Origin of the sequence: Symbiopectobacterium sp., from assembly GCF_051710365.1 — a bacterium.
Taxonomy (GTDB): Bacteria; Pseudomonadota; Gammaproteobacteria; order Enterobacterales; family Enterobacteriaceae; genus Symbiopectobacterium.
Genome location: NZ_JBPETA010000063.1, coordinates 1 through 16448 on the forward strand (window position 1 = coordinate 1; position 16448 = coordinate 16448).

16 protein-coding genes, 4 tRNA genes and 1 pseudogene are annotated in these 16448 nt (G+C 52.3%); 15 read left to right on the top strand and 6 right to left on the bottom strand.

Going from position 1 to position 16448, the window contains the following annotated elements:
- Positions 1-69 (top strand): annotated as a pseudogene (locus tag ACTBDZ_RS08040) (surface-adhesin E family protein); the annotation flags it as partial.
- Positions 70-333: 264 nt separating this feature from the next.
- Here ACTBDZ_RS08040 and ACTBDZ_RS08045 read toward each other — a convergent pair.
- From ACTBDZ_RS08045 to ACTBDZ_RS08055, 3 genes are all read right to left on the bottom strand, one after another.
- Positions 334-409, bottom strand: a tRNA-Lys gene (locus ACTBDZ_RS08045).
- Positions 410-416: 7 nt separating this feature from the next.
- Positions 417-492 (bottom strand) — tRNA-Val (locus ACTBDZ_RS08050).
- A gap of 103 nt (positions 493-595) precedes the next feature.
- A tRNA-Val gene (locus ACTBDZ_RS08055) sits at positions 596-671 on the bottom strand.
- Between the two features lie 268 nt (positions 672-939).
- Here ACTBDZ_RS08055 and gltX point away from each other — a divergent pair.
- On the top strand, positions 940-2355 hold the full coding sequence (gene gltX, locus ACTBDZ_RS08060; RefSeq protein WP_438814939.1) for a glutamate--tRNA ligase: 1416 nt from the start codon (positions 940-942) through the stop codon (positions 2353-2355).
- Between the two features lie 101 nt (positions 2356-2456).
- On the opposite strand, the gene ACTBDZ_RS08065 is transcribed toward gltX, so the two are convergent.
- Positions 2457-3341, bottom strand: a complete 885-nt coding sequence (locus tag ACTBDZ_RS08065; RefSeq protein ID WP_438814940.1) for an alpha/beta hydrolase — start codon at positions 3339-3341, stop codon at positions 2457-2459.
- A gap of 239 nt (positions 3342-3580) precedes the next feature.
- On the opposite strand from ACTBDZ_RS08065, the gene ACTBDZ_RS08070 reads away from it, so the two are divergent.
- A tRNA-Ala gene (locus ACTBDZ_RS08070) sits at positions 3581-3656 on the top strand.
- A gap of 141 nt (positions 3657-3797) precedes the next feature.
- Here ACTBDZ_RS08070 and ung read toward each other — a convergent pair.
- Positions 3798-4490, bottom strand: a complete 693-nt coding sequence (ung, locus tag ACTBDZ_RS08075) for a uracil-DNA glycosylase (protein WP_438814941.1) — start codon at positions 4488-4490, stop codon at positions 3798-3800.
- A gap of 21 nt (positions 4491-4511) precedes the next feature.
- On the opposite strand from ung, the gene ACTBDZ_RS08080 reads away from it, so the two are divergent.
- Complete coding sequence (locus ACTBDZ_RS08080) at positions 4512-4700, top strand: hypothetical protein (RefSeq protein ID WP_438814942.1); 189 nt, start codon at positions 4512-4514, stop codon at positions 4698-4700.
- A 149-nt stretch (positions 4701-4849) separates the two neighbouring features.
- Positions 4850-5233, top strand: a complete 384-nt coding sequence (gene grcA / locus ACTBDZ_RS08085; protein WP_195316349.1) for an autonomous glycyl radical cofactor GrcA — start codon at positions 4850-4852, stop codon at positions 5231-5233.
- Positions 5234-5332: 99 nt separating this feature from the next.
- Here the strand turns inward: grcA and srmB are convergent, their stop codons facing one another.
- On the bottom strand, positions 5333-6670 hold the full coding sequence (gene srmB, locus ACTBDZ_RS08090; RefSeq protein ID WP_438814943.1) for an ATP-dependent RNA helicase SrmB: 1338 nt from the start codon (positions 6668-6670) through the stop codon (positions 5333-5335).
- Positions 6671-6821: 151 nt separating this feature from the next.
- Between srmB and trmN the strand changes: the two genes are divergently transcribed.
- The 10 genes from trmN (at position 6822) to recO (ending at position 16290) form a co-directional block, all read left to right on the top strand.
- Positions 6822-7568, top strand: a complete 747-nt coding sequence (trmN, locus tag ACTBDZ_RS08095) for a tRNA(1)(Val) (adenine(37)-N(6))-methyltransferase TrmN (RefSeq protein ID WP_438814944.1) — start codon at positions 6822-6824, stop codon at positions 7566-7568.
- 313 nt (positions 7569-7881) lie between these two features.
- Positions 7882-8457, top strand: coding sequence for an RNA polymerase sigma factor RpoE (gene rpoE / locus ACTBDZ_RS08100; RefSeq protein ID WP_438814945.1), 576 nt, complete (start codon positions 7882-7884; stop codon positions 8455-8457).
- A 74-nt stretch (positions 8458-8531) separates the two neighbouring features.
- Positions 8532-9188, top strand: coding sequence for an anti-sigma-E factor RseA (gene rseA / locus ACTBDZ_RS08105; RefSeq protein WP_222157807.1), 657 nt, complete (start codon positions 8532-8534; stop codon positions 9186-9188).
- Positions 9188-10165: a sigma-E factor regulatory protein RseB gene (gene rseB / locus ACTBDZ_RS08110; RefSeq protein ID WP_438814946.1), complete on the top strand. Its 978-nt coding sequence runs from the start codon at positions 9188-9190 to the stop codon at positions 10163-10165. Before rseA ends, rseB begins: the two co-directional genes overlap by 1 nt.
- Positions 10166-10189: 24 nt before the next feature.
- Positions 10190-10648, top strand: a complete 459-nt coding sequence (gene rseC / locus ACTBDZ_RS08115) for a SoxR-reducing system protein RseC (RefSeq protein ID WP_438814947.1) — start codon at positions 10190-10192, stop codon at positions 10646-10648.
- Between the two features lie 293 nt (positions 10649-10941).
- Complete coding sequence (lepA, locus tag ACTBDZ_RS08120; protein WP_438814948.1) at positions 10942-12741, top strand: translation elongation factor 4; 1800 nt, start codon at positions 10942-10944, stop codon at positions 12739-12741.
- A 16-nt stretch (positions 12742-12757) separates the two neighbouring features.
- The gene (lepB, locus tag ACTBDZ_RS08125) at positions 12758-13717 is read left to right on the top strand and encodes a signal peptidase I (RefSeq protein ID WP_438814949.1); all 960 of its coding nucleotides are present in this window, start codon (positions 12758-12760) and stop codon (positions 13715-13717) included.
- 244 nt (positions 13718-13961) lie between these two features.
- Positions 13962-14642, top strand: a complete 681-nt coding sequence (gene rnc / locus ACTBDZ_RS08130) for a ribonuclease III (RefSeq protein ID WP_438814950.1) — start codon at positions 13962-13964, stop codon at positions 14640-14642.
- Entirely contained in the window at positions 14639-15544 is a 906-nt protein-coding gene (gene era, locus ACTBDZ_RS08135; RefSeq protein ID WP_438814951.1) for a GTPase Era, read from the top strand. Before rnc ends, era begins: the two co-directional genes overlap by 4 nt.
- Positions 15545-15555: 11 nt before the next feature.
- The gene (gene recO, locus ACTBDZ_RS08140) at positions 15556-16290 is read left to right on the top strand and encodes a DNA repair protein RecO (protein ID WP_438814952.1); all 735 of its coding nucleotides are present in this window, start codon (positions 15556-15558) and stop codon (positions 16288-16290) included.
- The last annotated feature ends 158 nt before the right edge of the window (positions 16291-16448 follow it).

Consider the following 16448-nt stretch of genomic DNA (forward strand, 5'->3'; position numbering starts at 1 on the left):
ATGGCGATGGTCAAAGCGCTTAACCGGATCACGCTATTAGGAATGCCGAACAGTATTCGCATCACGTAACAATCGACCCGATGGGGCACAGTCGTTACAAGTTCTGATTTATTCAACAAAGCCCAGTAACGCTTATGGCCTAAACGAAGGGTAATGTTTCGACTTAAAAAGGTTCTACTAAAATGGCAGGGGGAAAGGTTAATCGGGGTGAGGTCATCTTTTGCGATCGACGCTAACGGCGCTTTCGCTCAAGCCTAAGTACTGACTGGTGTTTGTTGTGATGTCTCAGACAAATGAGAAAGGATTAAAGAGAAAAGAACCGATCTGCGAAGATGGTGGGTCGTGCAGGATTCGAACCTGCGACCAATTGATTAAAAGTCAACTGCTCTACCGACTGAGCTAACGACCCGCAGAAGTGGTGGGTGATGACGGGATCGAACCGCCGACCCCCTCCTTGTAAGGGAGGTGCTCTCCCAGCTGAGCTAATCACCCAATTTCACTTTTTCTTACATCGTACTTCCGTGCTAACACAGTCGTACTTCATACCGTAATACTCAACGATATGATATTTCACACAACGGACACTCAAAGTGAGTGGTGGGTGATGACGGGATCGAACCGCCGACCCCCTCCTTGTAAGGGAGGTGCTCTCCCAGCTGAGCTAATCACCCTCGCTGTGTGGAGTCGCATTATAGGGATAGTTGAAAGTGAGTCAACGCTTTTTAAATACAAAATGCGTGTTCGTTGTAAAATTAGGCAACACGTCGTTTTTCTGGGCATTCGTGGTCAATAATTCGGCGTATTGTTAGCCCTATTCAACACGCAATGCGGTTACAGCGTTGAGGAGTCAGGGCAGAGTGATAGAATATCGCCAACTTTTGGCTGGAACCGTCGCTGGTGTCTGCCAGTCGCCCTTAAGCAACAAGGCTTATTATCCCAATGAAAATCAAAACTCGTTTCGCGCCAAGCCCCACTGGCTATTTGCATGTCGGCGGCGCTCGTACTGCGCTTTACTCCTGGCTGTTTGCCCGTCACCATCAGGGTGAGTTTGTTTTGCGTATCGAAGACACTGACCTGGAGCGTTCAACGCAGGATGCCATTGATGCCATTATGGATGGCATGAACTGGCTGAACCTGGATTGGGATGAGGGTCCGTACTACCAGACCAAGCGCTTTGACCGTTACAACGCGGTGATTGATGAAATGCTGGTGCAGGGCACCGCCTACAAATGCTATTGCAGCCGTGAGCGTCTGGAAGCGCTGCGTGAAGATCAAATGGCGAAGGGTGAAAAACCACGCTATGACGGCTGCTGCCGCGATTCTCATGCGCATCATGCCGATGATGAGCCTCACGTGGTGCGTTTTCGTAACCCGCAAGACGGTTCTGTGATTTTCAACGACCGTATTCGTGGCCCGATCGAATTCAGCAATCAGGAACTGGACGATCTGATCATTCGCCGTACCGATGGTTCGCCAACCTACAACTTCTGTGTAGTGATCGACGACTGGGATATGGAAATCACGCACGTTATTCGCGGTGAAGACCATATCAACAACACCCCGCGCCAAATCAACATCCTGAAAGCGTTGGGGGCGCCGGTGCCGGAATACGCCCATGTGTCGATGAGCCTGGGCGATGATGGCAAAAAACTGTCCAAACGCCATGGTGCCGTGGGCGTGATGCAGTATCGCGATGATGGTTATCTGCCAGAAGCGCTGCTCAACTATCTGGTCCGCTTGGGGTGGTCACATGGCGATCAGGAAATTTTTTCCATTGATGAGATGACGCAAGTGTTTACGTTGGATGCCGTAAGCAAATCGGCCAGCGCCTTCAATACCGAGAAGTTGCAGTGGCTCAACCATCACTATATCAATCATCTGCCGGCTGAATATGTGGCAACGCATCTGTCATGGCACATTGAGCAGGCAGGGATCGACACCCGCACCGGGCCGCAACTGTGCGAACTGGTGACGCTGTTGGGCGAGCGCTGCAAAACGCTGAAAGAGATTGCGGCGTCCTGCCGTTATTTCTATGAAGATTTTGCCGAGTTTGATGCCGATGCTGCCAAGAAACACTTGCGCCCGGTCGCTCGCCAGCCACTGGAACTGGTGCGTGAGAAGCTTGCTGCTATCAGCGACTGGACTGCGGAAAATATTCATCACGCCATTCAGGGCACGGCGGACGAACTGCAACAAGGTATGGGTAAAGTCGGTATGCCGCTGCGTGTGGCGGTAACTGGCGCGGGCCAATCACCGGGCGTCGATGTTACGGTACACGCGGTGGGTCAGCAACGTGCATTGGCACGCATCGATAAAGCATTGGTCTTTATCGCTGAGCGTGAAGCGCAGCAATAATCGCGTAACCCAGCGATCGGTTAACGCCCCGTGTGGCCCTCCTTTTCGGGAGTTCGCCGCCGGGGCGTTTTTTTATTCACGAACGCAGATCAATCCTGAGCTCATTGTGGCTGAATGGCCACTTCTACCGCTTTTGCCATCGCATCGGGGATCACGCTGCCATGGTGTTTACCTTCGAACAGGATAAAGCTGGCTGCGGGGTTTTCGCTGTGCAATTGCGCCGCCAGATCGCGCGCTTTGGTCACCATGGTGCGCTGCGCCTGACGCTTGGCACGTTTCGGATCGACCGGTTGGTTGGGATCGGCCTTGGGGGGCTTCTCTTCATATTCGCCTACGCTTATCGTGATTAACGTAGGTTGTGCAGTAAGCAGTGGTGAACGTTTGGGGATGACCACGCCGTCTCCCCACCAGATAGACGGGCTGGCAGCCAGATAGCGCTGGAAGGATTCCCCATGATTAAACAGGGTAAACAGTACGAATAGCCCGCCAAAGGAGTGACCGGCGAGTGTCTGCTGCTGTGGATTAACCGGGACTCGCGCTTCTACCCACGGTTTCACACTGTGTTGGATAAACTGATAAAACTGCTCTGCTTCCCCTCCCGCCCCAAAATCCGGATCGATTGTCGGGGCCGGTGGCGTGTAGTCGCGTGTGCGGGCAGGGATGTCATAACCTTGATCAATGCGATAGCCGATGCCAACAATCACAGGCGCAGGTCCCTGCGCGGGGGTATAACTGTTGACCGCCAACGGGAACTGGGCATTGGCGTCCAGTACATACAGCACCGGACGTTTCTCCTGTGCGGCGATATCACGCGGCGTAGCGATGAAGACACGGTACTGAAGCTGGCGGGTACTTTCCATATCGTGCTGCTCAATGCTGAAGTAGCGCTTAGCGTTTTCAGAGAGCGTGGCGACAGGGGGCTGTGCCTGTGCGGGCAAAAGGCTGGAGGCGATCAGAGTAATAAGCACAACGGGCAAATAGCGCATAATGACCTGTTAAGGTTCTGATGAACGAGTAAAAAGATGATAATAAAACCCGTTATCATTACCAGCGTTTTTTCTGTTCTTATGCGCGGTATTTCGCCACAAGCGTTGATAAAATCGGCGTGCTGGCGGCTTTTTCAGCGGTTGACGGCAGAAATAGATTTAGCCGTTGACACACCTGAGCGGGTTGCATATTATTCGGGCCGTTCACACAGACAATCGGTGTCACTGTCTGATGTAGTGGGGCTATAGCTCAGCTGGGAGAGCGCTTGCATGGCATGCAAGAGGTCAGCGGTTCGATCCCGCTTAGCTCCACCACTTCTTACTTATTTCTATTTTTATTTCCCTTTTTTGTCCCCAAGACCATCGCTATGGCGTAGTCAATTCTCGCATCGGGCTCAGTTCGCAAGCGATTTGCATTGCTGTGGCGCGACTTGCGAACCGATGGCATTGATGGCATTACTGATCTACTGAACCCGGTAGCTGTGGCATCCAATCAATTGGCGACTGCCCCTGCTGTATCAGGAATTGATTCGTCTTGGAAAAGTGGCGACAGCCCAGAAAGCCACGGTGTGCAGACAACGGTGACGGGTGCGGGGATTTCAGCACATGATGGCGCTGCGTGTCGATAATGCTGCCTTTTCTCTGTGCGTGTGCTCCCCACAGCAGAAACACGATGCCATCACGCTTTTCATTCAATGCGCTAATCACGCGATCGGTAAAGGTTTCCCAGCCGAGGTTGGCGTGAGAATGCGCCTGACCTGCCTCCACCGTTAACACGGTATTTAACAGCAGCACACCTTGCTCCGCCCAGCTTTGCAGGCAACCATGCTGAGGGATCGTAAAGCCGGGAATATCGTTCGCCAGCTCTTTGTACATGTTCATTAATGACGGCGGTGCGGGAATGCCCGGACGGACGGAGAATGACAGGCCGTGCGCTTGATTAGGCCCGTGATAGGGGTCTTGTCCCAGGATCACCACCTTGACCTGATTGAACTCCGTATAGCGAAAGGCGTTAAACACATCTTTCTGCGGGGGATAAATTCCCTTTCCTTCGGCGCGGGCATTGCCGACAAACGTCAACGTTTGCACAAAATAAGGCTGCTCTTTTTCCTGTGCCAAAACGTCATGCCACGTTAGTTCGGTTGTCATCCTGTCCTCGATGCGGGTGTTGTGAAAGAGGGCTGTAGCTTACCGATCTCTGCTCTCAAGGTAAAACACTGTGGCGGGAAAGTTGATGGTAATGAAGTGAAAATTATAAAAAAGTTGAAAATTTACAAAAAAATTGCATCACGCCTTTTGGCTAAAATTGATGTAAAACAATTAATTGCTGCTGGTACTGATTTTTACACCCTGTATTAATTGATTTAAATCAAAGATTGGCGGCTAAGGTACTGGTATATAACTACACAAGGTAAGTGAATTTCATTTTGTGGTTAAAACCTCGTGTTGGTGAGTACTGCAACCCTTCCCAGGTTCAGACACGATTCTGCTGTTTTACGGAGGCAATTATGGTTACTGGCATTCAAATCACTAAAGCTAACAACAACGCTCTGGTTAACTCTTTCTGGCTGCTCGATGAAGAAAAATCAGAAGCACGCTGCGTTTGCGCAAAAGCGGATTACAGCGAAGATCAAATCGTTCCGGTGAGCGACCTGGGGCAGTTTGAATATCGTGAAGTTCCGTTGGAAATCAAACCGGAAGTGCGCGTGGAAGGGGGGCAACACCTGAACGTGAACGTTCTGCGCCGTGAAACGCTGGAAGATGCGGTAAAACACCCGGAAAAATACCCGCAGTTGACCATCCGTGTTTCTGGTTATGCAGTGCGTTTTAACTCACTGACCCCGGAACAGCAACGTGACGTGATTACGCGTACTTTCACTGAAAGCCTGTAATCGTACGGTTGCCGTAATAAAAAAGGAGCGAAAGCTCCTTTTTTTTGTGCTCGGTTTTGTTCCCGGCGTTTAGTGCCGGAAGAAGGTATCGAAACAGAATTACTCTGTGCCTGAAGGCGTATCATCCGTTTTCTGCGAAGGCTGGCGGCGTTTCCCTACATTCTTGCTGTCACGGTGGCGCACTTTCACCTTGGCTTTTTCTTTCTCTTTCTTCTTTTTCTTTTCTTCAGCACGCTTAGCCAGTACTTTTTTCGACGGCTTACCGTTGGTTTTTTCGTTTGGCGCTTTGGTTTTCGGACGCAACTCATCAATGATGCGTGCTTTCAGCGGCTCATTTAAGTAACGGCTGATCTTGCCAAGCAGCAAGTGATCGTGGGCTTCCACCAGTGAGATGGCACACCCTTTTTTGCCAACGCGTCCGGTACGCCCGATACGGTGCAAGTAGATATCGGCCGTAAGTGGCAAGTCAAAGTTGAAGACATGACTAACATCGTTGATGTCCAACCCGCGTGCGGCAACGTCTGTGGCAATCAATACATTGACCAGCCCCTCGCTCAGACGTGTGATGGCCTGATTGCGTTTGGCCTGCACCATTTCGCCTTCCAGATGGCAACTGTTGATACCCGCTTCGCGTAGCCAGGCTGCAAGTTCATGCACGCGCTCGCGCTTACGCACAAACACTATGGCTCGGGTGGTTTCCGGCTGTTTCAACAAATGTGCCAGCAGCGCGGTTTTGTGCTCAGTATCATCAGCGCGGTAAAACCATTGCAGAATCTTTTTGCGCTCACGCCGTGAAGGGTCGGCTTCTATCTCTACCGGTTCTTTCAACAGTCGCTCTGCGAAATCTTTGACGGCATTGCCTTCCAGCGTGGCGGAAAACAGCAAGGTTTGTGTGCGCCAGCGGGTTTCACCGGCAATATGTTCGATATCCTGAGCAAATCCCACGTCGAGCATACGATCCGCTTCGTCCAGAATCAGCGTTTCCACTGCGCGGCAGTCAAAGTTTTCTTCTTTGATGTATTGCAGCAGGCGCCCCGTTGTCGCCACTACAATATCCTGATTCTCGCTGAAGACTTCAGCGTGGTTCATGTAGGCCACACCGCCAGTGATGGTTGCCACGTCCAGATGGGTGTGCGCCGCCAACGCTTTAGCCTGTTCAGCCACCTGCATCGCCAGTTCACGCGTGGGCGTTACGATCAGAATACGCGGCGGACCTGATTTTTTACGCGGAAAGTCAATCAGATGCTGCAACACCGGCAGCAGATAGGCTGCTGTTTTTCCTGTTCCTGTTGGCGCGGATCCAAGGACATCTCTCCCGTCCATGGCGGGTGGGATCGCCGCGAGCTGAATGGTGGTGGGGCGCTCGTAGCCCATATTGCGCAAGGCATCTAGCAGGCTTTCATCAAGATCAAGATCGGAAAATTGGGTTGCAGTCATGGTCTACCTCTGTTTGGGGCGCTGATTATAGACGCATTACGCGTGTACTTCATCATCTGTTTACACCACCTCGGTGTCCTGTCGGCGGGATGTTTTCCCTGTTGCAGGGATTCCCTTATGCCACGGCGGTTTTCCGGAGGAGCAGCACATCATGCATCAGCACGCAGCGCTATCACAAACATTGCGGCGCAACGGGTTCACGTTTAAACAATTTTTTGTCGCACACGATCGTTGTGCGATGAAAGTGGGTACGGATGCCATCTTGCTCGGTGCCTGGGCTCCGGTACCGCAAACCGGCTGTGTGCTGGATATTGGCTGTGGTTCCGGCATTATCACCCTGATGTTGGCACAGCGTAGCCCAGACACAGTGACGATCGATGCGGTTGAGGTAGAACCTGAAGCCAGCACGCAGGCACAAGAGAATCGGCAGGCCTCACCGTGGGCATCACGTATTACCGTGCTAAACCGTAATATTGAGACGTTTACGGCACAAACAGCATCACGCTACGCGTTGATTGTCAGTAATCCTCCTTATTTTGCACCGGGCAGTGCGTGTCGGACCGAGGAGCGCAGCACGGCCCGTTATACCGAGAGTTTGTCCCATGAAACCTTACTCCACTGTGCTGCCAGGCTGCTGGAGCCGGAAGGGCGCTTTTGTGTGGTACTACCGAGTCAGGTTGCCAGTGATTTTTGCATCACGGCATGCCAACAAGGGTGGTCGATACGTCAGCGACTGGCCGTACGTGAGAGGACAGAGGGCCAACCGCATCGGGAACTGTTGACCCTGGCGAAGCAAGCGGGCCCCTGCGAGAGGCGAACGCTGATTGTACGCGCAGAAGATGGCAGCTACTCTTATGATTTTCGCGCATTGACCAAGGATTTCTATTTATTTATGTAGGATATTCCTTTTCGTTAACGATGGCTCGGGCACTCTCAGAGGCTAACGGTGCTATTGAACGCTTTTTCGCGTATGATCCCCTGACTGTCCCAGCTAAAGAACAGAAAGCTGCGCGACGTGTACGGATGTAAACGCCGACGCGCGAAGATACATGGGGCAGGCTGAGCAGATAAAGAAGAAGGAACAAACGTTATCGGGAACTTTTGTTGACCGGTGGTGTCCGACTTATCAGCTTGCTCAGATTATTTAATAACGATATGGCTGGCAGTACTATTTTACGTGTGGAGAACGGTTTGAGGAGACATTACCTCGGATGAGCGAGCAGCTAGCGGATTGCATTCTGGTTGAACGTGTCCAGAAAGGTGACCAGAAATCTTTTAATTTGCTGGTGGTGCGCTACCAGCACAAAGTAGCGAACCTGGTGTCACGGTACGTTCCTCCTGGGGATGTGCCGGATGTGGTGCAGGAGTCGTTTATCAAAGCCTATCGTGCGTTGGAATCTTTTCGCGGCGATAGTGCGTTCTACACTTGGCTGTATCGCATTGCGGTCAATACGGCCAAAAATTATCTGGTTGCTCAGGGGCGGCGACCACCGTCGAGCGACGTTGATGCCAATGACGCTGAAAATTATGAAACTGCCAGCGCATTAAAAGAAATATCGAACCCTGAGAACTTAATGTTGTCAGAGGAATTGAGAAGTATCGTTTTTCGAACCATTGAAGCGTTGCCAGAAGATTTACGGATGGCGATTACGCTACGCGAACTTGATGGCCTGAGTTATGAAGAGATAGCCGCCATTATGGATTGCCCGGTCGGCACTGTTCGTTCTCGCATATTCCGTGCGCGAGAAGCGATCGATAACAAAGTACAACCGCTAATTCAACGTTAACCCGGTTTTCGCGTTAACCATGATGGATTTGACAAGGTAAGGGTAAGGGTAAGGGTATGGGTAAGGGTATGGGTATGCAGAAAGAGAAACTTTCCGCTTTAATGGACGGCGAGGCAGCGGATACCGAACTGCTTAACACATTGGGGCGGGATGCTGAACTGCAAAAAAGTTGGCAAAGCTACCATTTGATTCGCGATACGCTGCGTGGTGACGTGGCGCAGAGTGTCATTGAAATCGACATTGCCGCACGTGTTGCGCAGGCGATTGCCGAAGAGCCGGTGCGCATTGCGCCTCAGGCTATTCCCGAAGCACAGCCTCATCCCGATACCTGGTCGCGTTTGTCGTTCTGGGACAAAGTGCGTCCTTGGGCAAGCCAGCTGACTCAGGTTGGTGTGGCCGCCTGTGTCTCATTGGCGGTGATCGTCGGCGTGCAAATGCAACGTTCCCCGGATCAAGCTCCAGAAGCGCAAAACGACATGCCGGCGTTTAGTACGCTTCCCGCCATGGGTACCGCCTCTCCAGTAAGCCTGGGCGTACCGTCTGAAAACGTGGTATCGCACGGTGGCCAACGTCAGGTTGAAGCACAACGCAACCGCATCAATGTCATGTTGCAGGACTATGAATTGCAGCGCCGCCTCCATTCGGAGCCGTTGCAAGGTCAGCAAGATGAAGAACAGCAGGCCGCTATTCAGGTGCCTGGCACTCAATCTTTAGGAACGCAGTCTCGTTAATGAAGCGTGTTGGGTTTGCTTTTTGCATTCTGCTCGGTTGCTTACCCTATTCAGCAACCGTCCTGGCGCAGCCTGCGTCAGGTACGGTGTTGCAGCCTCAGCCCTCGTCCTCGCTGCAACAGATGGGCAATGCTATTCGGGCATTGAATTATGAAATACATTTCATCAATATCTCCCGTCAGGGCATCGAATCTCTGCGCTATCGGCATGCCCGTATAGATAACCGTCCATTGGCACAGTTGCTGTTTATGGATGGGCCTCGCAGAGAAATCGTGCAGCGAGACCGGGACATCAGTTACTTTGATACCGATCTCGAACCCTTCTCGCTCTCCGGCGATCACATCATCGATTCGTTCCCCAGCCTGGTTTATGCCGATCATCAATCGCTGTCCGCGTTCTATGATTTCATTCCGGCGGCAGGAAGAGTGCGTATCGCCGATCGCCTGTGTGAAGGCATGCGTATTATTTCCCGGGATGGGACACGTTATAGCTACAGCGTATGGTTTGATGTTGCGACCAAACTGCCGTTGCGTATTGACTTGCAAGATCGCAATGGGGAACGGATGGAGCAATTTCTGGTGACGTCGCTGGTGGTCAGTGATGACATCCGTGAGACGCTACGCCCATTATTAAGCGAAGGGTTACCGCCATTGCTGACGACACCGTCGGTTGAAACGGTCGACCTGACCTGGATTCCTGAATGGCTGCCACAGGGCATGAAAGAGATCTCGCGTACCCGCAGAACGTTGCCTGGGATCAGCATCCCGGTTGAATCGCGCCTGTTCAGCGATGGTTTATTCAGCTTTTCTGTTAATATCACGCCATCGTCAGAATCCCGTGCCGAGCAATATGTCACGACGGGACGGCGAAGCGTACACACAGAAATCCGCAATGGGTATGAAATAACCGTAGTGGGCGAATTGCCCCCTACTACGGCCAAACGCATTGCTGATAATGTCATTTTTCAATCGCAGTAAATTTGCAAGATGTAGGGCGCAGGTATGATCAAAGAGTGGGCGACCGTGGTTTCTTGGCACAATGGCATGGCCGTGCTGCACTGTGAGCAGCGTTCCGGGTGCAGCGGTTGTCAGTCGCGTAAAACCTGCGGCACCGGGCTTTTGAGTGAATTGGGTCGGTCCGCCGAACAGGAGCTGCACGTTCCGTGCGAGCAACCCTTGCTGCCTGGTCAGCGCGTTGAATTGGGTATTTCCGAAAGTAGCCTGCTGCGCTCTGCCATGCTGGTCTATCTGGTGCCGCTGTTAGGGTTGTTCGCAGGGGCGGGATTGTTGCAGTCGCTGTTCGCCAACGATCTGGCTGCGGTGCTGGGCGCGCTGCTGGGTGCCGCGTTGGCGTTTATCCTGGTACGTGGCTGGTCGCTTAAATTAGGCGAGAAACGTCACTATCGCCCGGTTATTTTGCAGATAGCTTTGCCGGGGCAGCCGCTGAAAATCGAATCCTGAACCTCATTTAACCGGGCGAGCCGCTGGGCTACTCGGTCGTTTCTCACCGAGATATTCTCCGTCCAACGCGCGCTTGCTTGTCCTTAAACGTCATCTTTTTCCCGGTTGTCTGCCATGATGGAATAAAAGCGCCATAATCAAAGGGAATACGGGTTGATGACTAGGTTTTCCAGCGTCTGACATGTAGAATGCATCGGTTCTGGTGAAAGGGGAAGGCATTGCCGCCATTTTCATCGCATGCGCATGCCAGACGGCAAGAATTTCAGAAATACCAAGGTAGAAAAACTTTCATAATGAAGCATATACGAAATTTCTCCATTATTGCTCATATCGACCACGGTAAGTCGACGCTTTCTGACCGCATTATTCAACTTTGCGGCGGTTTATCTGACCGTGAAATGGCGGCGCAGGTGCTGGACTCCATGGATCTGGAACGTGAACGCGGCATCACCATCAAAGCGCAAAGTGTAACGCTGGATTACCATGCCAAAGATGGCGAAACCTACCAACTGAATTTTATCGACACACCGGGGCACGTTGACTTCTCCTATGAAGTTTCACGTTCTCTGGCGGCGTGCGAAGGTGCGCTGCTGGTGTTGGATGCAGGGCAAGGCGTAGAGGCACAAACGCTCGCCAACTGCTACACCGCGATGGAAATGGACCTGGAAGTGGTCCCGGTGCTTAACAAGATTGACCTGCCGGCCGCCGATCCCGAGCGTGTGGCAGAAGAGATTGAAGATATCGTCGGCATCGATGCCACCGATGCCGTGCGCTGCTCGGCGAAAACCGGCGTTGGCGTTCCTGATGTGCTTGAACGTCTGGTGAAAGAAATTCCACCGCCAGAGGGCGATCCAAATGCGCCGCTTCAGGCGTTGATCATCGACTCCTGGTTCGACAATTACCTCGGTGTGGTCTCTCTGATCCGCATCAAAAATGGTTCGTTGCGCAAGGGCGACAAAGTGAAGGTCATCAGTACCGGTCAGGTGTATAACGCCGATCGTCTGGGGATTTTCACGCCTAAGCAGATCGATCGCGATGTGCTTAATTGCGGTGAAGTGGGTTGGCTGGTGTGCGCCATCAAAGACATTCTTGGTGCTCCGGTGGGGGATACCCTGACATTGGCTCGCCAACCGGCTGACAAAGCGCTACCGGGCTTCAAAAAGGTTAAACCACAGGTTTATGCAGGCTTATTCCCGGTCAGTTCTGATGATTATGAGAACTTCCGCGACGCGTTGGGCAAACTGAGCCTCAATGACGCCTCGCTGTTCTACGAACCGGAAACCTCAATCGCGTTGGGCTTCGGTTTTCGCTGCGGCTTCCTGGGCCTCCTGCACATGGAGATCATTCAGGAACGTCTGGAGCGTGAATACGATCTGGATCTGATCACCACGGCACCGACCGTAATTTATGAAGTGAAGACCACGCGTCAGGAAATTGTCTACGTTGACAGCCCTTCCAAGCTGCCGCCGCTCAACAACATTGAAGAGCTGCGTGAACCTATCGCGGAATGCCATATGCTGTTGCCGCAGGAGTACCTGGGCAACGTCATCACCTTGTGTATTGAGAAGCGTGGTGTGCAGACCAACATGGTTTACCACGGTAATCAGGTGTCGTTGACCTATGAAATTCCGATGGCGGAAGTGGTGCTCGATTTCTTCGATCGACTGAAATCGACCTCGCGCGGTTACGCATCGCTGGATTACAGTTTCAAACGTTTCCAGGTCTCTGACATGGTGCGGGTTGACGTGATGATTAACGCCGAACGTGTTGATGCGTTGGCGCTGATTACCCACCGCGATAACTCACAGTATCGTGGTCGTGAGCTGGCGGAAAAAATGAAAGAGCTGATCCCGCGTCAGCAATTTGATATTGCCATTCAGGCAGCCATTGGTAACCACATTATCGCACGTTCAACCGTGAAACAGCTGCGTAAAAACGTATTGGCGAAATGTTATGGCGGCGACGTGAGCCGTAAGAAAAAGCTGTTGCAGAAACAGAAAGACGGTAAGAAGCGCATGAAACAGGTCGGCAACGTTGAATTGCCGCAAGAAGCCTTCTTGGCCATTCTGCACGTCGGCAAAGAGAGCAAATAAACCCTAAGGAGTTGGCATGGCCAATATGTTTGCCTTGGTTTTAGCGCTGGCGACGGTTGTCACCGGCATCGTCTGGTGTTTTGAACGCTTTAAATGGGCACCGGCACGCAAGGCGAGAGCGGAGGCGGCGCTGAGTGCGCAGCAGGATGGCGGCGCGGGCGTTGTGACGATCAAACAGCCCGGTTGGATTGAAACCTGCGCTTCGGTGTTTCCGGTATTGGCGCTGGTATTTTTTGTGCGCTCCTTTGTTTACGAACCGTTCCAGATACCGTCGGGTTCCATGATGCCGACGCTGCTGATTGGTGATTTTATTCTGGTGGAGAAATTTGCCTATGGCATCAAGGATCCCATCACGCAGACGACGTTGATCCCGACCGGGCATCCGCGACGCGGGGATGTAGCGGTATTCAAATATCCTGAAAATCCGCGTCTGGATTATATCAAACGTGTGATTGGTCTGCCGGGCGACAGGGTTTCTTACGATCCGCTCAGCAAGCAGGTGACGGTGCGTCCCGCGTGCGAAGGCTCGGCGTGTGACAGCGCCGTTGCGGTGACCTACAGCAACCTTGAAGCCAGTGATTTCGTCCAAACGTTCGGTCGTTCTGGTTCGGAATCGGGCAGCGGTTTCTACGCGCTGCCACTCGGTGAGGAAAAACCGGGCGGTGTGCGGATGGGCGTTCGTCAGGAGACGCTGGGTGATGTCTCGCACCGCATTCTGGTGGTGCCGGGTAGCCAGGATCAATTGGGGATGTACTACCAGCAGTCGCGCCAGCCGCTGGCCACCTGGGTAGTGCCAAACGGGCACTATTTCATGATGGGTGATAACCGTGATAACAGCGCCGATAGCCGTTTTTGGGGTTTTGTGCCGGAAAAGAATCTGGTCGGCCGCGCAACGGCAATCTGGATGAGCTTTGAGAAACAAGAAGGTGAATGGCCAACGGGCGTGCGTATGAGCCGAATTGGTCGAATTCATTAATCACCGTGATAAACCCGCAGCATTATTTTCGGGTACGTTGTAGAATTGTTGTATCTCGCACCGCATTCCCGTTGCAGGTAGCCTCTTGCAACGGAGAATGTGATGAGAATAAACGAAAAACGCAGGCTCCGTTCGGAGCCAATGCAAACGAAACAGCTTTGTTCCCCTATCGCCCGTAAGAGCGATCCAGACAGCGCTGTTCCGTATGCTGCGGTAAATAAGTATTGTTGATCTTTGGTAACACATGAACTCCATCCTAATAAATCGGTTACAAAGAAAGCTGGGCTATACTTTCCAGCAGTACGACCTGTTATTGCAGGCGTTAACGCACCGCAGTGCCAACAGCAAACACAATGAGCGTCTGGAGTTTCTTGGTGACTCCATCCTGAGTTTTGTGATTGCCAATGCACTTTATCATCGCTTTCCTCGCGTCGATGAAGGGGATATGAGCCGTATGCGCGCCACACTGGTGCGTGGCAATACGCTGGCGGAAATTGCGCGTGAATTCGAATTAGGTGAATGCCTGCGCCTTGGTCCCGGTGAATTGAAAAGCGGTGGCTTCCGCCGTGAGTCTATTTTGGCTGACACGGTCGAAGCGCTGATTGGCGGTATTTTTCTGGACAGTGATATCCAGAATATCGAAAGACTGATTCTTAATTGGTATCAGACTCGATTGGATGAAATCAGTCCAGGGGATAAGCAGAAAGATCCCAAAACCCGATTGCAAGAGTTTCTGCAAGGGCGCCATTTGCCATTGCCTGCCTATCTGGTGGTGCAGGTGCGCGGTGAGGCACACGATCAGGAATTCACCATCCATTGTATGATCAGCGGTTTTAACGAACCGGTGATTGGTACGGGCTCCAGTCGGCGTAAGGCGGAGCAGGCGGCAGCGGAAAAAGCGTTGAAAATACTGGAGATTGAATGAGCGAAGAACAAACCTACTGCGGTTTCGTCGCGATTGTTGGGCGACCCAACGTGGGCAAATCCACGTTGCTGAACGAACTGCTGGGGCAAAAAGTCTCCATTACTTCGCGTAAGCCGCAAACCACGCGTCACCGCATTATGGGGATCCACACCGAAGGTCCTTATCAGGCCATTTATGTGGATACGCCGGGGTTACACATTGAAGAAAAACGAGCGATCAACCGTCTGATGAACCGTGCTGCCAGCAGCTCCATCGGCGATGTTGAGTTGATCATTTTTGTGGTGGAAGGGACTCACTGGACCGACGACGATGAAATGGTCGTGGGCAAGTTACGCGATCAAAAACGTCCGGTATTGCTGGCAATCAGCAAGATTGACAATGTGACGGACAAAACCAATCTGCTGCCGCATATCCAGTTTTTAAGTGAAAAAATGAACTTTCTCGACGTGGTTCCTCTTTCTGCGGAAAAGGACACTAACGTTGACACCATTGCCAGCATTGTGCGCAAACACCTGCCTGTGGCTGAGCATCACTTCCCGGAAGATTACATCACCGATCGTTCGCAGCGCTTTATGGCGGCTGAGATTATTCGTGAAAAGCTGATGCGCTTTCTCGGTGAAGAATTGCCCTATTCGGTGACTGTTGAGATCGAGCGTTTCGTGACCAACGACCGCGGTGGTTATGACATCAATGGGTTGATTCTGGTTGAGCGCGATGGTCAGAAGAAAATGGTGATCGGTAACAAAGGCGCCAAAATCAAGACGATCGGTATTGAAGCTCGTCAGGATATGGAAGCCATGTTCGAAGCCAAGGTGCATCTGGAACTGTGGGTGAAGGTGAAATCCGGCTGGGCGGATGACGAACGCGCATTGCGCAGCCTGGGCTACATCGACGACTTATAAGGTTAACGCCGATGGAAGGCTGGCAGCGCGCATTTGTCTTGCATGGGCGACCTTACAGTGAAACCAGCCTGTTGCTGGATCTTTTCACGGAAGACGAAGGGCGTGTGCGCGTGTTAGCCAAAGGCGCGCATGCGCGCCGCTCTCCGCTAAAAGGATGTTTGCAACCGTTCACGCCATTGCTGGTGCGCTGGGGCGGACGCGGTGAAGTAAAAACCTTGCGTAACGCTGAACCGGTATCACTGGCACTACCGCTCACCGGCGTCATGTTGTACAGCGGCCTCTACGTCAATGAATTGCTTGCTCGCGTGCTGGAGCACGAAACCAATTTTTCCGCACTCTTCTTCGATTACCTGCATTGCTTGCAGCAACTGGCGGCGTTGAGTTCTTCACCGGAACCGGCACTGCGCCGTTTTGAGCTGGCGCTGTTGGGCTATCTCGGTTACGGCGTTGATTTTCTGCACTGTGCAGGCAGTGGGGAGCCCGTTGCAGACACCATGACCTATCGCTACCGCGAAGAAAAAGGGTTTATCGCCAGTATGATTGTGGATCAGCGTAGCTTTACCGGCTATGAGTTGCGTGCGCTGGCTGCGCGGGAATTTCCTGATGTGCAAACCCTGCGGGCTGCGAAACGCTTTACGCGTATGGCGCTCAAACCTTATCTGGGCGGCAAGCCATTAAAGAGCCGTGAACTGTTTCAAAAATCTGCCGTTTTACGTCCCCACACACCACCTGTGGCAAAAGAATAATGACCTGAGCGGTAAACCTGTCAACCTCTCGCTATCTAACCGTCATTCCGCACCTGATTTTTCTTTTTTCGGGACTTGACGGTATTCTGAAGTTCTGAATTTATTACTGCTTTTTGCAGACCAATCAGCATGAGTACTCCCCACGTTACCATCCGTAA

Bases quoted from the DNA above. Each gene is read 5' to 3' on its own strand.
- rseC (WP_438814947.1), top strand. From the start codon at position 10,190: ATGATCAAAGAGTGGGCGACCGTGGTTTCTTGGCACAATGGCATGGCC.
- ACTBDZ_RS08065 (WP_438814940.1), bottom strand. From the start codon at position 3,341: ATGCGCTATTTGCCCGTTGTGCTTATTACTCTGATCGCCTCCAGCCTT.
- trmN (WP_438814944.1), top strand. From the start codon at position 6,822: ATGCATCAGCACGCAGCGCTATCACAAACATTGCGGCGCAACGGGTTC.
- rnc (WP_438814950.1), top strand. From the start codon at position 13,962: ATGAACTCCATCCTAATAAATCGGTTACAAAGAAAGCTGGGCTATACT.
- ung (WP_438814941.1), bottom strand. From the start codon at position 4,490: ATGACAACCGAACTAACGTGGCATGACGTTTTGGCACAGGAAAAAGAG.
- recO (WP_438814952.1), top strand. From the start codon at position 15,556: ATGGAAGGCTGGCAGCGCGCATTTGTCTTGCATGGGCGACCTTACAGT.
- lepB (WP_438814949.1), top strand. From the start codon at position 12,758: ATGGCCAATATGTTTGCCTTGGTTTTAGCGCTGGCGACGGTTGTCACC.
- rseA (WP_222157807.1), top strand. From the start codon at position 8,532: ATGCAGAAAGAGAAACTTTCCGCTTTAATGGACGGCGAGGCAGCGGAT.
- era (WP_438814951.1), top strand. From the start codon at position 14,639: ATGAGCGAAGAACAAACCTACTGCGGTTTCGTCGCGATTGTTGGGCGA.
- grcA (WP_195316349.1), top strand. From the start codon at position 4,850: ATGGTTACTGGCATTCAAATCACTAAAGCTAACAACAACGCTCTGGTT.
- gltX (WP_438814939.1), top strand. From the start codon at position 940: ATGAAAATCAAAACTCGTTTCGCGCCAAGCCCCACTGGCTATTTGCAT.
- rpoE (WP_438814945.1), top strand. From the start codon at position 7,882: ATGAGCGAGCAGCTAGCGGATTGCATTCTGGTTGAACGTGTCCAGAAA.
- lepA (WP_438814948.1), top strand. From the start codon at position 10,942: ATGAAGCATATACGAAATTTCTCCATTATTGCTCATATCGACCACGGT.
- rseB (WP_438814946.1), top strand. From the start codon at position 9,188: ATGAAGCGTGTTGGGTTTGCTTTTTGCATTCTGCTCGGTTGCTTACCC.
- srmB (WP_438814943.1), bottom strand. From the start codon at position 6,670: ATGACTGCAACCCAATTTTCCGATCTTGATCTTGATGAAAGCCTGCTA.